The sequence below is a fragment of the Rhizobium sp. ZPR4 genome, assembly GCF_040215725.1.
In the GTDB taxonomy this organism is placed as follows: domain Bacteria; phylum Pseudomonadota; class Alphaproteobacteria; order Rhizobiales; family Rhizobiaceae; genus Rhizobium; species Rhizobium rhizogenes_D.
Genome location: NZ_CP157968.1, coordinates 417,748 through 435,462, shown reverse-complemented (window position 1 = coordinate 435,462; position 17,715 = coordinate 417,748). Strand labels below are relative to the sequence as shown.

General features: G+C 59.3%; 18 protein-coding genes. 15 read left to right on the top strand and 3 right to left on the bottom strand.

The genetic code is table 11. The features are described 5' to 3' along the window. The first annotated feature begins 18 nt into the window (after nucleotides 1–18). The 13 genes from ABOK31_RS21565 to ABOK31_RS21505 all read left to right on the top strand — a co-directional run bounded on the left by ABOK31_RS21565 (nucleotide 19) and on the right by ABOK31_RS21505 (nucleotide 12,849). Nucleotides 19–1,527, top strand: a complete 1,509-nt coding sequence (locus ABOK31_RS21565) for a sugar ABC transporter ATP-binding protein (protein WP_349960681.1) — start codon at nucleotides 19–21, stop codon at nucleotides 1,525–1,527. Next, nucleotides 1,524–2,489, top strand: coding sequence for an ABC transporter permease (locus tag ABOK31_RS21560; protein WP_349960680.1), 966 nt, complete (start codon nucleotides 1,524–1,526; stop codon nucleotides 2,487–2,489). Before ABOK31_RS21565 ends, ABOK31_RS21560 begins: the two co-directional genes overlap by 4 nt. Beyond that, a complete protein-coding gene (locus ABOK31_RS21555) occupies nucleotides 2,486–3,439 on the top strand; it encodes an ABC transporter permease (protein ID WP_349960679.1) in 954 nt (317 codons plus the stop codon). The genes ABOK31_RS21560 and ABOK31_RS21555 overlap by 4 nt, the downstream gene beginning before the upstream one ends. Next, complete coding sequence (locus ABOK31_RS21550; protein ID WP_349960678.1) at nucleotides 3,436–4,380, top strand: amidohydrolase family protein; 945 nt, start codon at nucleotides 3,436–3,438, stop codon at nucleotides 4,378–4,380. Before ABOK31_RS21555 ends, ABOK31_RS21550 begins: the two co-directional genes overlap by 4 nt. A gap of 10 nt (nucleotides 4,381–4,390) precedes the next feature. After that, nucleotides 4,391–5,587: a hypothetical protein gene (locus ABOK31_RS21545; protein ID WP_349961254.1), complete on the top strand. Its 1,197-nt coding sequence runs from the start codon at nucleotides 4,391–4,393 to the stop codon at nucleotides 5,585–5,587. 294 nt (nucleotides 5,588–5,881) lie between these two features. Then, complete coding sequence (locus ABOK31_RS21540; RefSeq protein ID WP_349960677.1) at nucleotides 5,882–7,141, top strand: alanine racemase; 1,260 nt, start codon at nucleotides 5,882–5,884, stop codon at nucleotides 7,139–7,141. Between the two features lie 111 nt (nucleotides 7,142–7,252). Further along, complete coding sequence (locus tag ABOK31_RS21535; protein WP_349960675.1) at nucleotides 7,253–7,921, top strand: amino acid ABC transporter permease; 669 nt, start codon at nucleotides 7,253–7,255, stop codon at nucleotides 7,919–7,921. A 9-nt stretch (nucleotides 7,922–7,930) separates the two neighbouring features. Further along, the gene (locus tag ABOK31_RS21530) at nucleotides 7,931–8,581 is read left to right on the top strand and encodes an amino acid ABC transporter permease (protein WP_349960674.1); all 651 of its coding nucleotides are present in this window, start codon (nucleotides 7,931–7,933) and stop codon (nucleotides 8,579–8,581) included. Then, nucleotides 8,568–9,299, top strand: a complete 732-nt coding sequence (locus ABOK31_RS21525; protein WP_349960672.1) for an amino acid ABC transporter ATP-binding protein — start codon at nucleotides 8,568–8,570, stop codon at nucleotides 9,297–9,299. The genes ABOK31_RS21530 and ABOK31_RS21525 overlap by 14 nt, the downstream gene beginning before the upstream one ends. A 37-nt stretch (nucleotides 9,300–9,336) precedes the next feature. Then, nucleotides 9,337–10,116, top strand: coding sequence for a transporter substrate-binding domain-containing protein (locus tag ABOK31_RS21520; RefSeq protein ID WP_349960671.1), 780 nt, complete (start codon nucleotides 9,337–9,339; stop codon nucleotides 10,114–10,116). Between the two features lie 99 nt (nucleotides 10,117–10,215). Continuing rightward, nucleotides 10,216–11,223: a succinylglutamate desuccinylase/aspartoacylase family protein gene (locus tag ABOK31_RS21515; RefSeq protein ID WP_174181399.1), complete on the top strand. Its 1,008-nt coding sequence runs from the start codon at nucleotides 10,216–10,218 to the stop codon at nucleotides 11,221–11,223. A 25-nt stretch (nucleotides 11,224–11,248) separates the two neighbouring features. Then, nucleotides 11,249–12,355 (top strand): LacI family DNA-binding transcriptional regulator, encoded by a 1,107-nt coding sequence (locus ABOK31_RS21510; RefSeq protein ID WP_349960670.1) that lies wholly within the window; start codon nucleotides 11,249–11,251, stop codon nucleotides 12,353–12,355. Nucleotides 12,356–12,702: 347 nt separating this feature from the next. Next, entirely contained in the window at nucleotides 12,703–12,849 is a 147-nt protein-coding gene (locus ABOK31_RS21505) for a DUF1127 domain-containing protein (RefSeq protein WP_083258017.1), read from the top strand. 302 nt (nucleotides 12,850–13,151) lie between these two features. On the opposite strand, the gene ABOK31_RS21500 is transcribed toward ABOK31_RS21505, so the two are convergent. Next, nucleotides 13,152–13,475, bottom strand: a complete 324-nt coding sequence (locus ABOK31_RS21500; RefSeq protein ID WP_174182427.1) for a hypothetical protein — start codon at nucleotides 13,473–13,475, stop codon at nucleotides 13,152–13,154. A gap of 477 nt (nucleotides 13,476–13,952) precedes the next feature. On the opposite strand from ABOK31_RS21500, the gene ABOK31_RS21495 reads away from it, so the two are divergent. Further along, nucleotides 13,953–14,414, top strand: a complete 462-nt coding sequence (locus ABOK31_RS21495) for a hypothetical protein (protein ID WP_349961252.1) — start codon at nucleotides 13,953–13,955, stop codon at nucleotides 14,412–14,414. On the opposite strand, the gene ABOK31_RS21490 is transcribed toward ABOK31_RS21495, so the two are convergent. Both ABOK31_RS21490 and ABOK31_RS21485 read right to left on the bottom strand, forming a co-directional pair. Beyond that, nucleotides 14,408–15,052, bottom strand: a complete 645-nt coding sequence (locus tag ABOK31_RS21490; RefSeq protein WP_174181395.1) for a response regulator transcription factor — start codon at nucleotides 15,050–15,052, stop codon at nucleotides 14,408–14,410. The two genes, ABOK31_RS21495 and ABOK31_RS21490, sit on opposite strands and share 7 nt — an antisense overlap. Next, nucleotides 15,049–16,482: a sensor histidine kinase gene (locus tag ABOK31_RS21485; protein ID WP_349960667.1), complete on the bottom strand. Its 1,434-nt coding sequence runs from the start codon at nucleotides 16,480–16,482 to the stop codon at nucleotides 15,049–15,051. The genes ABOK31_RS21490 and ABOK31_RS21485 overlap by 4 nt, the downstream gene beginning before the upstream one ends. Before the next feature lie 284 nt (nucleotides 16,483–16,766). On the opposite strand from ABOK31_RS21485, the gene ABOK31_RS21480 reads away from it, so the two are divergent. Next, complete coding sequence (locus ABOK31_RS21480) at nucleotides 16,767–17,426, top strand: hypothetical protein (protein WP_349960665.1); 660 nt, start codon at nucleotides 16,767–16,769, stop codon at nucleotides 17,424–17,426. Nucleotides 17,427–17,715: the final 289 nt, after the last annotated feature.

Sequence of the window (17,715 nt, the reverse complement as noted above, 5' to 3'; positions counted from 1 at the left end):
ACATCGAAGGTTCAAAACATGATCGATCGTCCGCCCCTGCTGCAGGCAAGGCAGGTCTTCAAGGGCTTTTTCGGCAATCCCGTGCTTAAGGGCGTGGATATCATGCTGCGGCCGGGACGCATCCACGCCTTGCTTGGTGAAAACGGGGCAGGCAAGTCGACCCTGATCAATCTTCTGTCCGGCACGCTGGTGCCGGACAGCGGCCAGATATTGCTTGATGGCCGGGAAGTATCCCGGTTCTCCCCGGCCGATGCGCGTGAAGCCGGAATTGCGGTTGTCCAGCAAGAGCTCAGCCTCATGCAGGAATTGTCGATCGCCGAGAATATTGGGCTGGGTGCCTATCCCAGGCGCTTCGGCTTTGTCGACTATCGTGCGCTCCACGAACAGGCGCGTGGTGTTTGTGAGCTCGTCGGGCTGGAGGACGATCTCGATACGCCGGTCGGCGATCTCTCGCTCGGGCGGCGTCAGCTGGTGGAGATCGCCAAGGCGCTGTTTCGCAAGCCGAAGGTGTTGATCCTCGATGAGCCGACATCGTCGCTTTCCGCTCACGAGGCCGGCATCCTATCGTCGCTGATGATGCGACTGCGCGATCAAGGTGTCGCTCTTCTGTTCATATCCCATCGCTTGAACGAAGTGCGTGCACTCTGCTCCCATGTGACGATCCTCAAGGATGGGGTCGTGACTGCGGACCAGCCGCTTGCGGATGTGGATGCGGAGGGCCTTGTGCGGTTGATGGTCGGGCGAGATGCCGGCGATCTTTTTCCGGCATGGGCGCCCACGACATCCGGGAGAGAGCTCATCAATGTCAGCGGCTTTTCAGCGGGAATGGTCCGCGGGGTGAATTTCTCGGCACGGGCCGGGGAAGTGGTCGGTATCGGCGGCCTCGTTGGCCAGGGTCAGGAAGATTTTCTGCTGGGATTATATGGCGCCCTGCCGGCCTCGGCATTGGACGCAAGCATTTGCGGGCACGACAGCCTGTTTGCGGATGTCGGATCTGCCAATGCGGCGGGGTTGGCCTATGTTCCGGCGGATCGAAAGCGGGAAGGACTGATCCTGCCGCATTCGATCGCGTCGAACTTGGTTTTGCCGAACATTGGTCATTTGGCCCGCAGGTTTTTGCGTGACCGTTCGGCCGAACGCAGTCTTGTTTCCGATCTTGCTGCGCGGTTGACCATTCGCGGCGATACGCAGCGACCGGTCCAGGCGTTGTCGGGGGGAAACCAGCAGAAGGTCGCCCTTGCCAAATGGCTGCCGCGATCGCCGTCCGTCCTGTTGCTGAACGACCCCACCCGCGGCGTCGATATCGAGACGAAGCGGGAAATCTATCTCATGCTGCGCGCCTTCGCGGCGGAGGGAAAGCTCGTCATTCTGCTCTCCTCGGACACGCCCGAGCTGGTCCATCTCTGTGACCGGGTCATCGTTTTCAATGAAGGCCGGAATGTCGCCTTGCTGGAGCGGGAGGCGATTTCCGAGGAGGCCATCGTCGGCGCAGCCATGGGCGTATCTGAAAGAGGAGTTGCCGCATGACGGCGGGATTCATATCTTCGCGGCTTTACTGGAGCATTCAGCGCCAGCGGAACCGCGGCATCGGCGGCCTCTACATCGTCGTCGCGGCCTTCCTACTCCTGTATGCCTGGCTGTTTCCCGGCATCTTCGGTGTTGGCGGATTTTCGAAATTCACCCAGAACTGGTTTCCGCTCGCCCTCGTCACGATGGCGCAGACGCTTCTGATGCTGAATGGCGGTATTACCCTGGCGATTGGTCCACTGGTCAGCCTGGGGGCTGTCATCGCGGCAACGATGATGGGCGGCGACGCTATTGGTGCGGTCGGCGGCATTGCGATCGTTGCGGCGGCAGGGCTGCTGATCGGTGCGTTGATCGGCATTATCGTCGCCTATCTTAGGCTTCCGGCAATCATCGTCACCCTGGCGGGCTCTTTCATCATCGGCGGCATCGCCCTGTTGATCCTGCCGCGTCCCGGCGGGTTCATTCCGGATTGGTTTTCGGATCTGCTGGCCGGCGACCGGCCCGTTGCATTCGGCTTGCTCGTCGCCACGCTGATCGGGTGGAAGCTTCTTTTGGCGACGCCGGTCGGGCTCGGCATTTATGCGGCCGGCGAAAATCCGGTCAGCGCCTTCCGATCCGGCGTGCCCGTCGAAGTGATGAAAGTGACGGCTTTTGCGATCTCCGGCCTGCTGGCCACGCTCGCCGGCCTGTTTGTCGCGGCTCAGACAGGTTCGGGAGATCCGGTCATCGGCAATCCCTTCACCCTCAATTCGATCGCCGGTGCCGTCCTGGGCGGTGTCGGCTTTCTCGGCGGCAAGGGCACGATGCGCGGAGCGATCTGCGGCAGCCTGTTATTGTCCGTCATGATCAACGTGATGTTCTTCCTCGGCTTCCCGCCGGTTGCGCAATATGTCGCGCAGGGGCTGATCATCGTCGGAGCGGTCGCCATCCCCGAACTGTCACAGCGCTGGAGGACGAAATGAGTGCTCTCTCCTCTCGTCTGAAGTCGCTGCTACACCATCCGCCGCTGCTGACTCTGATCCTGGTCGCTATCGTCTGGGTGATCGCGAGCCTTACGCTGCGCGGGTTTGGCGCTTATGGGCACCTGCGATATATTCTCGAACTTTCCGCCGTCATCGGCATTGTCGCCGCCGGCCAGACGCTGGTGATCGTCATGGGTGGCATCGACCTGTCGGTCGGTGCGGTCATTACCGTGACGGCGATCATGCTGCCGCTGATTTCGCCGGGCTGGGATCCGACCGGCCTTGTCGGCATCGTCCTGTCATTGATGCTTGCGGTGGCGATCGGCGTGCTCAACGGCGCCGGCGCTGCCTTCCTGCGCGTGCCGCCGATCATCATGACTCTGGCGATGGCGACCTTTCTGCAGGGGCTTCTGGTGATCGTCGCTGGCGGCAGTGCGGTTTCCGTAACGAACGCCGCCGTCATCTGGCTCGGCTCGGCACGCCCCTTCGGCATTCCGGCGGGCATCATCCTCTGGGTGCTCGTCTCTGCTGCCGTTCTGGTGCTTTTGCATCGAACGCCGATGGGCGCGCGCTTTCTGGCGCTTGGCGCCAATGTGGTTGCGGCACGATTGTCCGGTGTCAGCGTGATCCGCAATACCCTCATTCTCTACGGGCTGTCGGGCTTCTTCGCAGGTCTTGCCGGCATGCTGGTCCTGGGCATGAACAGACAGGGTTATGTCGGGATCGGTGACCCCTATCTCCTGACATCCATCGCGGCCGTCGTTCTTGGAGGCACCTCCATTCTCGGCGGACGCGGCACCTATGCCGGTACCGTTCCAGGCGCAATCTTGCTGGTGACGACGACGGCCCTCATCACGGTCGTCAATGCATCGGCCGGATGGCGTTCGATCATGTTCGGATCGCTCATTCTGGCGCTGCTGCTGATTTCCGGCCGGGAAGCGCGACGATGAGCCCGCGTTATGCGGGCCCGGTTATCGATCCTCATCATCACCTATGGGATCTGTCTCTCGATCGTCATCCCTGGCTCCGCCGAAAGAGCGGTGCAGACGATGAAATGGTCTTCGGTAGTATCGAACCCATCCGTCGCAATTATGGTGCTACGGATTACCTAGCCGATGCCAGGGGACAGAATATCGTTGCCACGGTTCATGTCGAGGCCGGCTGGTCGCAGGCACATCTGGCCGAGGAAACGGCCTGGCTCGATACGCTCGACAAGGCAGGTGAAGTTGCCCGCCGCTACATCGCCCGCGTTTCGCTGGATAGCCCCGACGCCGCATCCCGGATCGAGGCCGAGGCGGCAAATGCTCGCGTCGTCGGGTTGCGCGACATCGTCAGCTGGCATCCGGAGCCGGCCAAGAGCTTTGCCAGGACAAAGGGGCTCATGCAGGACGATCGCTGGCGCTTGGGACTGCGACATGCCGGGCGGCTTGGGCTCGTCTTCGATTTGATGTTGTTTCCCTGGCAGTTCGACGAGGCCGTCCGGCTGGTCGCGGATTTTCCCGACATGATGTTCGTCGTCAATCATTGCGGCAGCCCGGCCGATCGCAGTCTCGAGGGGATGGCGGCCTGGCGGGAAGGGTTGCGGGAGCTGTCGCGGGCGGACAATGTCCGGATCAAGATTTCCGATCTCGTCGCCTATGATCCGCAATGGACATTGGAAAGCCTGCAGCCGGTCATCGAGCACTGCCTCGAATGCTTCGGTACCAAGCGGGCGATGTTTGCCAGCGATTTTCCCGTTGCCGGGCTGCATGCCTCCTTTGGCGAGGTCTATGATGTTTTCCGAACCGTGGCGGCGGCGTTGAGCAGCGAGGAACAGGGCGACCTTTTCTTCACCACGGCAAATCTTACCTACCGTCTCGGGCTAGAGCCGGACGGCACAAGCGGAGATTAGAATGTCGGATATGACGCTCCAGCCCAGACATCTCTCCATGTGGACCTATCCCTGGGATGTTCAGGAACAAGGGATCACGGGTCTGTTTGCCGATCTGCGCGATCGCGCAGGTCTGAATACGATCAGTCTTGCGACCTCCTATCATGCCGGCCGTTTCCTGCAGCCGCGCAGCCCTATGAGGAAGGCCTATTTCCCGGAGGATGGCACGGTCTATTGTCAGATGAATGAGGCGCTGTGGCAGGACAAGGAAATCCGTCCTCTGGTGGCACAGCATGTCGTCGAGCATGGCGACATGCTGCAGGCCCTCATCGACGAGCGATCGAGGGGCGGCCTGCGGGTATCATGCTGGACCGTCTGCCTGCACAATACGCGGCTCGGCATGCTGCATCCCGCCCATGTCACCCGCAACGCTTTCGGCAATCCGAACTACTACAATCTCTGCCCTTCGAGCCCGGCGGCGCGCGACTATGCCGTCACCCTCGTCAAGGATGTCACGACGCACTACAAGCCGGATATGCTGGAACTGGAAAGCCCGAATTTCATGGGCTTTGCACATGAATTCCATCACGAAAAGGATGGGGTCGGCCTGAATGCCGAGGATGATTTCTTCCTGTCGCTTTGCTTCTGTGATCATTGCATGGCACGCGCGACAAAGGCGGGGGTGAGCGCCGATGCGGCGCGCCGGACGGTTTCCGGCTTTATCGCCGCGATGTGCGAGCGCGAGACGCCCGAAAAACAGTTCCCGGATTTCCCTTCCGCCGGCATCGATGTCTTCAAGGTCTGGCCCGATCTTCACGCCTATCTGCAATGGCGCACGGAGCCGGTTACCAGCCTCGTCAGGGAGATACGCGCGGAAGCCGATCCCGCAACCAAAATCGTGCTTATCGATCTGAAGGATGGCTGGCTTGGTGGCGTCGACCTCGAGGCCGTCGGCAAGATCTGCGATGGAGCCATCCTTTGCTGCTACGACATGCAGCCTGATGCCGTGGCCGCGGTCATCAAGAGCGGGCGCAAGGCGCTGGGGACGGAGAAATATCTTGGTCTCGGCGGCCGCCTTTTCTATCCTGAGATCACCTCGGGTGCCGATCTTGCCGTCCGTACCAGGGCGGCGATCGACGCAGGTGCCGATGGTATCAATTTCTACAATTATGGCCTCGTTCCAGCCAAGCGACTGGACTGGGTTCGAACGGCGGTAGACGGCCTCTAAACGGCTGCTGGCATTGCATTGACCCCGATCCAAATGCACGTGACCGGCAAGTTGGTCATGGCACAGCGACACCACGGCCATTGCATGTCGTCGTTCGCCACTTGGACGCTGCTTACACGACGCTCCAATATTATAAAGCCTCCCCCTTCGGACGACAACGCTGGCATTTTTGCGCCCAGGAAGACCTCATAGAAAAAACATCGATGCCCTGAAGATTCAAAATGACAACGTTACCATCGAGTGTTACACGGTAGCCAATGATAACGTTACCAAATGGGGATCGAGTTGAAATTCATGTCTCAACAAGTGTCGGGTTCAACGGCTATCGTCGAGGAAGAGGGGGCGCAGTACAAGGGCTTGCGTCCAGCCGGCGGCGAAGTTGCCTTGCCTGCGCTTACGGTCGACGAGGATACCTACCGTCACAATCGCGATACGTTTTTTGCTCTCCTCGGTGCCTATGGCGCGAGGATCGCGCCGCATGCCAAGACACCGATGTGTCCGGAGATCGCGCGTGATCTCATCTCAGCCGGCGCCTGGGGTGCGACGGTTGCCAATCTGCAGCAAGCCGAAATCATGCTGGCCGCCGGCGTCAAAACCATATTGATCGCCAACCAGATCGGCGGGATTGCGTCGGCGCGGCGGCTGCGCCGCTTGGCGGATGCCTATTCCGGTGCGAAGATTTGCTGCTTTGCCGACTCGACTGAAGCGGCCGGCGCATTCGTGGAAGCTTTCAGCGGACGGGATAAAGCGCCTCTCCCGGTTCTTGTGGAAGTCGGAGCAGGTCGAACCGGCGTACGCACCACCTCACAGGCAAAAGAGATCATCGATATCATCATGTCGGCTCCATCCCTCACGCTTGCCGGGGTCGGCACCTATGAGGGCGCCGTTACCGGTGAGACGCCCGAACGACTGGATGCCAATATGGCTGCCCTCTTCGCATTGACGGCGGAGACCTTTGTTCTCGCCCGGCAGGCCAGCCCTGATGAGGCTCTGTTGCTGTCTGCGGGCGGTTCTGCCCATTTCGATCGCGTCATCAATGCCCTGATGCCGATCGCGAAGGCTGATGGTAACGCGACCCTTCTGCTGCGCTCCGGCGCTATCTTCTTTTCCGATCACGGCATATACAGGCGCGGTTTCGAGGCGCTGGATCGCCGCGCCCTGCTGATGCTCGACGGTAAGCCCTTCATTGCCAATGAGCGGTTCAAGCCTGCTATGCGCCTTTGGGCCGAAGTTATTTCCGTACCGGAGCCGGGGCTTGCAATCGTCGGCATGGGAATGCGCGACGTTTCCTTCGACCAGGACCAGCCGCTACCGCTTGTACTTCACAGGGACGGTGCTGCTTTGGACGACGATCTGTCATCAAAGGCGAAAGTGACGAAACTTAACGACCAGCACGCCTTTCTGGCAATCACGGGTGGCTGCGCCATGAAGATCGGGGATATCGTCGAGTTCGGCATTTCGCATCCCTGCACCTGTTTCGACCGCTGGCGCTTCTTCTATGTCACCGATGCCGCCGGCCGGATCGCGCATCGCTACAGTACCTATTTTCACTAGAGCAATTCCAGGAAAAATGCGTAGCGGCTTTCCGTCCGGAATTACGTAGAAACAAAAGGATAGAGCGTTTTCGCGATTCGAAGAAAAGCGGAAAAGCTCTGGGAGCGGGACATGCCGCAACTGAATTTCAGACCCATCTGGCGCTATGAGGCGCAGCTATATGACGGGGTCATGACGACCTTGCTGCTGACCTTTGTTGCAGCTGCTGCCGGCATCGTCATCGGCATTGCCGGGGCAGTGCTTCTGCGCGGTGGACCGAAGCCTGTCCGATATGCGATCAGGACCTATATTGAGGTCATCCGCAATACACCTGTGCTGCTGCAGATCTTCATCATCTTTTTCGTTCTGCCCGGCCTTGGCCTGAAGTTTTCGCCAATCCAGGCGGCAATCGTCGCGCTCTCCGCCTATTTCGGCGCCTATGCGATCGAGATCATTCGATCGGGGCTGGACTCCATCCCCCGCAGCCAGGTTGAAGCCGGATTGTGCCTGGGCCTCACGCGCTGGCAGGTGTTGTCGCGGATCGTGCTGCCACCGGCCCTGCGCAATATCTATCCTTCGGTCACGGCGCAATTTGTGCTGCTGTTGCTCGGTACGTCGATCGCCTCGCAAGTATCCGCCGACGAACTCTTTCATGTCGCCGGCTTCATCGATAGCCGCACCTATCGAAGCTTCGAGGTCTACACGCTTATTTGCGCGATCTATTTCGCGCTCGTCATTCTCTTCAAGATCGCCTTTGCCGTCATCGGCCGGATGGTCTTCCGTTGGCCGACGCGCCGATAGGATCAGACGATGCGTTCGTTCACATTCTCCGATTTCCTCTTCTTTCTGACAGCGCTGGAATGGACCTTCCTGATGGCGGCCATGGCCTTGGCATTTGGCGCGCCGTTGGCCGTGCTGCTGGCCATTGCCCGCAGCGGCAAACCTATTCTGCCGCGTTACGCCGCGAGCGCCTTCATCGATCTTGTCCAGGGTATCCCGCTGCTCGGACTCCTGATGTTCTTTTATTTCGGCGTGCCGGTCCTGCTTGGGACCGACGTGCCGGCACTTGCGGCGGTCGGTGCCGCCTATACCATCTACACGGCCGCCTTTCTCGGCGACGTGTGGCGCGGCGGCATTCAGGCGGTCAAACAGGCTCAATGGGAAGCTGGCGCCTGTCTCGGCCTTTCCTGGCGGCAGCAATTCGTCCACATCATCGGCCCGCAGGCATTCCGCGTCGCGCTCCCGGCAACCGTCGGCTTTCTGGTGCAGCTCATCAAGAACACGTCGCTCGCTTCGGTCGTCGGCATTGTCGAGCTGGCACGAGCGGGGCAGGTGGTCAGTGCCGGAACTTTCCAGCCGCTTTTCGTCTACCTGCTGATCGCCGGCATTTATTTTGCCATTTGTTTTCCCCTGACCACCTGGTCCCGCAAGCTGGAGGCGCGGCTCAATGGCGCTCGTTGAAATCAAGAACGTCCACAAGAACTACGGCCACCTGGAGGTCCTCAAGGGCGTCTCGCTCGACATCGAGAAGGGTGAGATCGTCACCATCATCGGACGCAGCGGCTCCGGCAAAAGCACATTACTTCGTTGCATCAACGCGCTGGAAACCATCCAGGCAGGCGAGATCCTGCTCGAAGGCCAGTCTGTATCGGCGGACATGCGCGATCTGCGCACGATGCGCCAGAAGGTCGGCATCGTCTTTCAGGCCTTCAACCTTTTCCCGCACATGACCATCGAGCGCAATGTCACGCTGGCGCCTGTGCTGACGGGCAAGGTTGAAAAGCCGGCCGCTCGCGCGCTTGCGCTCTCTGTGCTGGAGCGCGTCGGCCTGGCCGACAAACTCCGTGCCTATCCCGAGCAACTTTCAGGCGGCCAACAGCAGCGTGTCGCCATTGCTCGCTGCCTCGCCATGTCGCCACACCTCATGCTGTTCGATGAGGTCACCTCTGCGCTGGACCCCGAACTGGTCGGGGAGGTGTTGAAAGTGATGGAGGAGATGGCGCGGCAGGGCATGACGATGGTGCTGGTCACCCATGAAATGAACTTTGCGCGCAACGTCGCGACCAAGCTCGTGTTCATGCATCAAGGCCGCGTTTGGGAACAGGGAGACCCGAAGAGCCTCTTTGCCAATCCACAAACGCCCGAGCTGAAAAGTTTCATCGGTCATCACAATCATTGACCGACGGAAGGAAGCCATTCGACAAAAGGGGAATGATATGAAGTTTCTGAGCAGCATCTTCGCGGCGGCGTTCACGCTTGCGAGCCTTACCTTGCCGGCCAGTGCCGATACACTGGCCGACGTCATCTCGAACGGCAAACTGCGCGTCGGCGTGCTCCTTGATGCGGCACCCTGGGGATACAAGGGCGCGGATGGCAAGGATACCGGTCTTGACGTCGAGCTCGCCCGCATGATGGCGAAGGATCTGAATGCCGAGCTCGAAATCGTGCCATTGACCGGCCCGAGCCGCGTTCCGAACCTGCTCGCCGACAAGATCGACGTGCTGATCGCCGCAGCCGGCGCCACGCCGGAACGGGCTCAGCAAGTGATGTTTTCCCAGCCCTATGCGGCGGTCAGCCTGGGCGTTTTCGGTGCCCCCGGTGCTCCGATTACGGATGTCGCCGGCCTTGCCGGCAAGCAGATTGCCGTCGCCAAGGGTTCGACTCTCGACACATGGCTGACGGACAATGCGCCGGATGCCAAGCTGATCCGGTTCGAGGATACACCTTCGGCAATCTCGGCATTCCTGGCGGGGCAGGCGCAGTATTTTGCTGAAAACAGCGCGATCGCGGCGAAGGTGACGGAAGACAATCCCGGCAAGCCGGTCTCGCTCGCCTTTCTCATCCGCCAATCGCCGGCTCATGTCGCGGTGAAGCAGGGGGAGCAGAATTTTCTCAACTGGATCAATACATTCCTGTTCTATCACAACATGAACGGTGACCTGGCGAAATTGCAGAAGACCTTCTTCAAGGAAGAGCAGACCCTTCCGCACATGTAAGATCATCGGCAATTCCAGGCCCGCCTTCCGGCGGGCCTTCAAGCCCTTAGACCAATACCGCTCATGCAAATGCCGGGCATCCGGCGCGGAAGGCACCTCATGCATACCGGACTATTCCATTCGATCGACTTTAGCGCAGACGGCAAGCATTCCGCCTGGCTTTCGGCTCCGTTTTCCGTCGACCGATCGCCTTATTTCCATGTTCGCACCCCGATATGCGTCATTCGCAACGGCGAAGGCCCTTCGGTCCTGCTGATGGCCGGCAATCACGGCGACGAATATGAGGGCGAGATCAATCTCGTGCGTCTTATCCGCGCTGTCACGGCGCAGGACATTCATGGCACGTTGACGATCCTGCCTTTCGCCAACATGCCGGCAGTGATGAATGCGCGCCGCTGCTCGCCGCTCGACGGCGGCAACCTGAACCGCGCCTTTCCGGGCAGCCTCGAGGGTACGCCGACAAGCCGCATGGCCCATTTCCTCGAGCATGATCTCTTCCCGCGTCATGATATCGTTTTCGACCTGCATTCCGGCGGAACGTCGATGGCTCACCTGCCGACTGGATTGATCGAAGAGAGCGACGATCCAGAACGTCACAAGCGGGCGACCGAGCTTTTGAAAGCGCTCGGCATGCCCTATGCGTTCATCGCCCGGAACGGCGTGGACGCTCCGACATCGATGGCCGCGGCCGCACGCGCGGGCGCGATCGGCATCAGCGGCGAATTCGGCGGCGGCGGCACGGTGACGCCTGAAACCATGTCGATTTCAGCGCTCGCCATCAACAGTCTTTTGATTGCAGCCGGCATCACCGACAAATCGCTGCTGCCGACTCGGTCGCAACCGCAGGCGACTCGTCTGCTGAAGCTCGACTCGCACGACCAGGCGATCTACGCCAGCCGCACGGGCTGGTTCGAGCCGGCCGTCGATATCGGCGCAGAGGTGAAAGAGGGCGATGTCGCAGGCTGGTACCATGATTTCGAGCGTCTTGGAGAGCCCGAAGAGGAGCTGCGCTTCGCCGCCGCCGGCATCGTCATTTCCCGCCGCCTGCACACGCAATGCCAAGCCGGTGATTGCCTCATTCAGGTCGGACGGATAATCAAGGACTGAGACGGTAGCGTGGGGCCGAACATTCATGGTTGATCATCAAAGGGATGCGCGTGATGATGCCGTCATCTATGACGATGTCGTCCGCATTCCGGCTTCTCCGGCCGAGGACGCGATGCGGATCGGCGGACAGGCATCGGATGGCAACGCCTCCGCCAGTATCGGAGATGTTGCGCGGCTGGCGGACGTTGCGCCGATTACCGTATCGCGCGCCCTGCGCAATCCCGAACAGGTGAGCGCAGAAAAACGTGAGCGCATTTTTCAGGCGGTGAGGCAGACCGGCTATCGCGTCAATCCCTTTGCCCGCGCGCTGAAAAGCGGGCGATCCAATGTCGTCCTCGCTTTTGCATCGAACATGTTCAGCGAACAGTTCGCGCTTGCCCTGCATGCTTGCGCGGAAGTTCTGGAGGCCGCAGGCTACCTGTTTCTCGTTGGCCAGACCTCCTATTCCTACGAACGCGAAACGACTGCCATCCGCTCGCTGCAAGCGCTGAAGCCCGCTGCCGTGATGTTCACAGGGGTTATCGAGCTCGAAGCAAACCGCGAGATCCTCCGGGGGCTCGACATTCCGATCATGGAGACATGGGCGCTGCCCCGGGATCCGATCGACATGTTGGTCGGCTTCTCGAATACCGAGGCCGGCAAGCTGGCAGCCTCAAGTCTTGCCAAGCAGGGACACAAGAAGGTCGCCTATATCGGCCGCAAGGGCGGCCGTGGCGCTTTGCGCCTGAAGGGCTTCCGCGAAGGTTGCTACGAGGCGGGACTCGATTTGGTCGGGGAGCTGCTCGTCGATGATGTGGTTGGCCCGTCCGACGGACGCCGATGCCTGTCGGAACTTCTGGAAAGGGAGACCGGTGCGCAAGCCCTGTTCTGCGGAAACGATCTGCTCGCGCTCGGCTGCATCATGGAAGCGCGCCGTCGCCGCATTTCGGTTCCTGAGGATCTAGCTGTCATCGGTTTCGGCGATAGCGATATCGCTGCCGAAATTCCACCTGGCTTGACCACCATCGGCGTTGATAGTGCCGCGCTTGGGCGTTCCGCCGGCGAGATGCTGCTGGCCCGGCTTTCAGGACGGGAAATAGGGGAGCGCATAAGGCGTCTCCCCCTGGCTTTGATCCTTCGTGGCAGCCTTTGATGCAGCCAGGTTTATTTGCGCTGCACGCCGCTGCCTCATCTACGCCCCTCAATTCGCCGCCGATGAGCCTTGGCCACGCCTGTCCTTACGCTCGCTCAGCGAACAGCGCAGGGGTAGGGGCACGCCATCGGGGCCGTAACGGTCGAGGAAGGAAGCGATCTGCCAGCGGTGACGGATTCAGGATCGATCGCACTCTCGAGTATGACGGTAAGAACAAGCATGTGCTCATCCCGCCAGTTTCGTTGTCATGAGCCCTGCAAAAGCGGCATGGCTATCTTGCAGGCATGTGCATTTTATTTAGGCGGATAAATGCCTATCTCCTCCGCGTCAGCAAAGGAGACCGAAAAATGAGAGTATTTGAAAAGATTAAGCGCTTTAGCGAACAGCGCAGAGCCATCCGCGAGCTTTCCGCCCTCGACGATCATGTTCTTCGTGATCTCGGCATTGCCCGCTCGCATATCCCCTACGCCGTCAGCGGCGCTCGCGGCAACTAAGCTTTGTTTTCGTGCGCATACCCTTAAGGTATGCGCCGCCGCAAGGGGCTTCCCGGGCGAACATCATCGCCGCCATTCTTTGACAAGCAATAGCCAATAAAAGCCGTATATCGTGCCTTGATGCGTCGTCGTAGCATTGAAGGCAATCGCCCGGCTTCCGGGTGGCTGGCACTCCCTCTTGATATGCCATTGGCAAATCATACCGGTCGCCAAGTCCGCAGGCGCTCGTCACCGGCAATCAGAAACTCACCTGGTGGCCAGGTTTTTTCGCTTTTATCATGGCGGATAATATGGCGAAGATTTCAGGCGGCTTGTTCACAGCTGCCTTTCATGTTCTGTTTCGCGCAATATTCAAGTTCGATCTCGAGCAGCCTTGTTGCCTTGGCAAGTTCATCTTCTGCCTCTGCGAATAGCTGTGGCTTATGCCCCATTCTGGCCTCGCCATAGTTTCCGGCACGCAGCAAAACGAGGTCAGCCAAATCGATACATTCCGGCGTTGGCCGTACGAGGTTCAGGCAATACCGCAAATTGATCGCGACCTCGAGAGCGAACTCGGCTGCCGAGAAATCCAATATTGCACCCGGCGGTGCGGAACGGGCTAGAAATATCCTCCAGTGTTGGGTCATCGCAGTCCCCCTTTGTCGGATCGATTGCGCGGGCATCGATATGCATCGATATATTGAGTGCCAACTTTTGCAGAGGCACTATCGGGTTCCCAACCATGGCATTTTGCATTGGCAAGGTGTCGGCGTGTCCGCAGTCATATCGACCAAGCGAAGTCGTTTTCAATAACGCCATCATGCAATTGGGCTTCGGTCCAGCTCCTTCTCGGACGTTAGTCTGACGATATGTCTGCGAAAGGTCTTGGCTGTGATTGCTGAAGTCCAAGTGGAGGTTTCTCCGTCTGATAAGACTTGACCCATCGCGGTGTTGCGGCGATTTGATATGGGATCGGAGATCCATGCCAATCGGCGAAAGATGGCGGCGCGTTCGGGTCGCGGAGCGACGATCACTCATCGCCGGAGCCAATCGGAGCCCTCAGGAGGCTGTACGTGTTATTGCGTCGAAAGCTCGTTGCTGCTTTGCCATGCCTGTTGCTGACCATGATCAGCACAGCACTTCCCTACACCATCAAAATTCACGGCGCTTCCGCGATATTTGCGCAGCAAATAGTCGAGGCCAAAGGGGGTAACGGCAATGGTGGCGGTAATGGTAACGGCGGCGGAAACGGCAATGGGGGAGGCAACGGGAACGGCGGTGGCAATAGCGGCAATGGAGGTGGGAACGGCAATAATGGCAACGGAAATGGCAATAACGGCAATGGGAACGGCAACGCCAATGGCCAATCGTCCGGCACCAAGAGCGCAACGCAAAGCCAGGTCGATTCCGATCAGTCTACCTCTACGGGTGACGGCAGCGGTTCGATCACCGTTCGACACAAGGATGGCATGAGCGAAAATATACAGAGCGGACGTTATGTGATGAAGGATTCAAGAGGCCGCACCATCGTCAACCGCAATGCGACGATTGCCGACGAGCAGCGGCTCAAATCATTCCTTCACTGACGGCGCCTTTCGAGTTCATCCCGGAACGCCATCGCTGCTTCCGTTCTATTGCTTACTTCCAGCTTGGTGAAGATCTGGGTCATGTGATGCTTGATGGTCTTTTCATGCAGATCGAGCTTCAGCCCGATATGCTTGTTGCTCAATCCGGCGGAAGCCAGCTCAAGGACCTCCCGCTCGCGATCCGTTAACGCGCTGAAGGGATTGATCTGGGTATCAGATCCGTTTTCTGAAATCAGACGCGCCGACAGCGTCGGTGCGACATAGCTGTCACCGGCAGCAATGCTGCGAATGATATCGGCGAGGGTCCGTGACCCAACGCCTTTGAGAACATAGCCTTTCGCGCCGCTCTTGAGTGCTGCCATCACATCGTCGCTTGCCTCGGAGACCGTCAGCATCACGATCTTCTGATCGGGTATCTGCTCGAGGATGAGAGAGATGGCATCCAGTCCTCCCCCCGGCATGGAAATGTCTAGCAACAGGATATCCGGACGGTGTTCCGCTGCTATGCGCAGCGCATCCTCCTTGCTGCTGCCCTCACCGACGATACTAAACCCGTCCATTTCGGTCAGGCTCCGGATAACGCCCTCCCTGAAGAGAGGGTGGTCGTCTACGACCGCCAAACTGATTGCAGCTCTCATGCCTGCTCCATTTCCTCGATGTTCAGGGACATGCGAACGATGGTTCCCCGGTTCGACGACAAAAGTTGAAAAGTACCGCCTAGGCTTTCGACCCGATCTCTGAGCCCGGCAAGGCCAAGCTTTTGCGGGCCGACGTCTTTCGGATCAAATCCCGGCCCCTCATCGGCAACCTCGATCACGATCTGGCCGTCTTCCAGGGCCTGCACGACCCTTTGCCCGATGCCGCCGGCATGACGATAGCCATTGTTCAAGGCTTCCTGGACAAAGCGATAGACGCATATCTTTGCGGAGGTCGAAAGATCCGCGGGCGTCGTCCCGACCAGAAGCGTAACGGTGACACCGGTGCGCAGTTCGTGGGCGCGGATTGCGCGCTTCAGGAGATCGGTCAGGTTGTCCGTCTCGATGTGGGGCAGCATCAGTCCGCTGCAAACACTCCTGATTTCGGTCATGGCGTCGTCAAGACTGGACTTGATAGCGTGCAGCGATGCCTCGCGCTCGCCCGGCGAGGCCGTGGGGCTGATGAGGGTCTGGCTGTCCAGCCGCAAAGAGGCATAAGCGACCAATTGAGCGGGGCCGTCATGCAGGTCGGCGCCGATACGGCGCAAATAGCTCTCGTTGAGCGCTGCTGCGCGCTGGGTCGCGCGTTGAACACGGGCTCGCAACGCTTCATTCTGTCGAAGAAGCGTCGACAGTTCACCGATGCGGCCGCTCAGCGCCTTGCGCTGATTGTCGATGGTGCGGCTGCCACGCAGGACGATGATCGACAGAAGAGTGAAGAATGTCAGTGTGAACAAGGCAACGACAAGCCAGCTCAGCAGGCGGGCCTGAGTAAGGCTCCATTCGAAATCGTTGGCAACCTCGTAAAATTCGGAAACGGCGACGACCTTGCCCGACCAGGGTTGGAGCACCGGATTGTAGATTTCCAGGAGCGGTTTGCCGCTATTGCGTTCGGCGACGCTTTCCACATCGTCGATCCGGTTGAATTTGGCGACCATTCGGCCGGAAAAGGCCGTCCTGAGACTGTCCGAGAGCGGAAATCGCTTTCCGGAAAGATCCTTGTTGTTGGAATAGAGGATCGTCCCATCGTTGCGCCACAATCGGAACGAAAACAGCCGAGTGCCAAGCGCGCCCTGACCGAGTGTCTCGTCAAGAGCGCGGGTCACCGTGTCATCGAGAGCCTGGGTGGTTTGCATATCCGGCAGAAGCGGGGCGATGACGCTGTCGACGTAGAGCGCAGTCGTTGCCGCGGAATTGCGCGTCACTGCATTTTCGATCAGGCCGGCAACGAAAGAGCCGACAACGAGCATCGCACAGAGCGCGACGAGGCCGCCGGCGAGCAGGAACTGTCTGGCCAAAGATTGAGAGTTCCAGCGTTCGACAAGACTTGCCAGAGATAGTTTGTATTTATGGTTTGCTCGCAGAACTGGCATAGTCGGCACTGATCTCCCAACCCTGTATAGCTATCCCAGTGGAATGGAGTGTCAACTGTTGCAATGTCGGCATTGGTCGCCTTGTCCCGTGAAGAGGGTATTGCCATCCGGCGCACACAATCTAAGGGACCATCGGGCGGGATCAATCAGACTATGGTCCTAATGCCCAAGGCATAGGTCGGACCGATATAGAAACCTGGGATTTCGGTAATATTCTAGTGCGCAATGATTTGCTGGATACGGCCGCTGCCGCAGGCGGTGGACGTTTTGTGAAGGAAGTGCGCATGAGAATCCATTCCATTATCGGTGCAACAAGCCTCGGCCTGGTGCTTGCCCTCGCTCCCATGGGAGGAGCAGCTGTCGGTTTCACGCAGGCGGCATTCGCCAAGGGCGGAAACGGCGGTGGCAATGGCAATGGCAATGGCGGCGGCCATGGCGAAGGAAATTCCGGTCATGAAAAGTCCGGGAGCGACGATACAAGCAGCACTTCGACGAATGCGGCGACAACGCAGAGTGCTTCATCGTCATTGCTGGAGCATCATGCGGACAAACACTCCAGAGCCCACAGCGCAAGCTCGAAGACGCATGTCTCAAAGCCCGGTGAAGGCAGGCTCAGCTCGCTCAGGAGAGACTACCACGCCTATCTGAACTCGAAAGATCCCAAGATGGCGGCGCTCTCGGCCTATGTGAAGGCATATGCGGAATTCGAAATACAATATGGAACAACGGCTGTGCCGACTGATCCGGCCCTCAGCGACAATGCCTTGCGTTCGGCGCTGGCGCAGCTGTCGAACAAGCCGGTGACGGATCAGACACTTGCTGAAGCAAAGAGCATACTTGGCGCCGGAACGAATAGCGGAAAAATCGCCGAAGTCCGTGATGCATTGGAAAAGAAATCTGAAACCGCGGCGCCGTCCGAGAGCACTACGGCGACGGTCAATTGAAGGCACTGCACTAGCCGCGCTTTGCGGTGAGCATGCCGATCGCGCGGTGCCTGTGATGGCAAGGTTTGTACAGTCACCGGTCGCGAGTTTGAGTTTATTAGTTTGGCGTCAACGCACGCCAACCCCTAGCCGGTCCGCCCACCGGCTCTATCGCCGGGTCGGGCCTTCCGCCCCAGACGCTGCTCGATCCGGCGATAGGCAATTTTCTGCGAGACGCAGGCGACCAACCATAGAATTTGGGGCGCAATAGGGGAAAGCGGTGCGATAGTTGTCCGCAGAAGTCATTGCG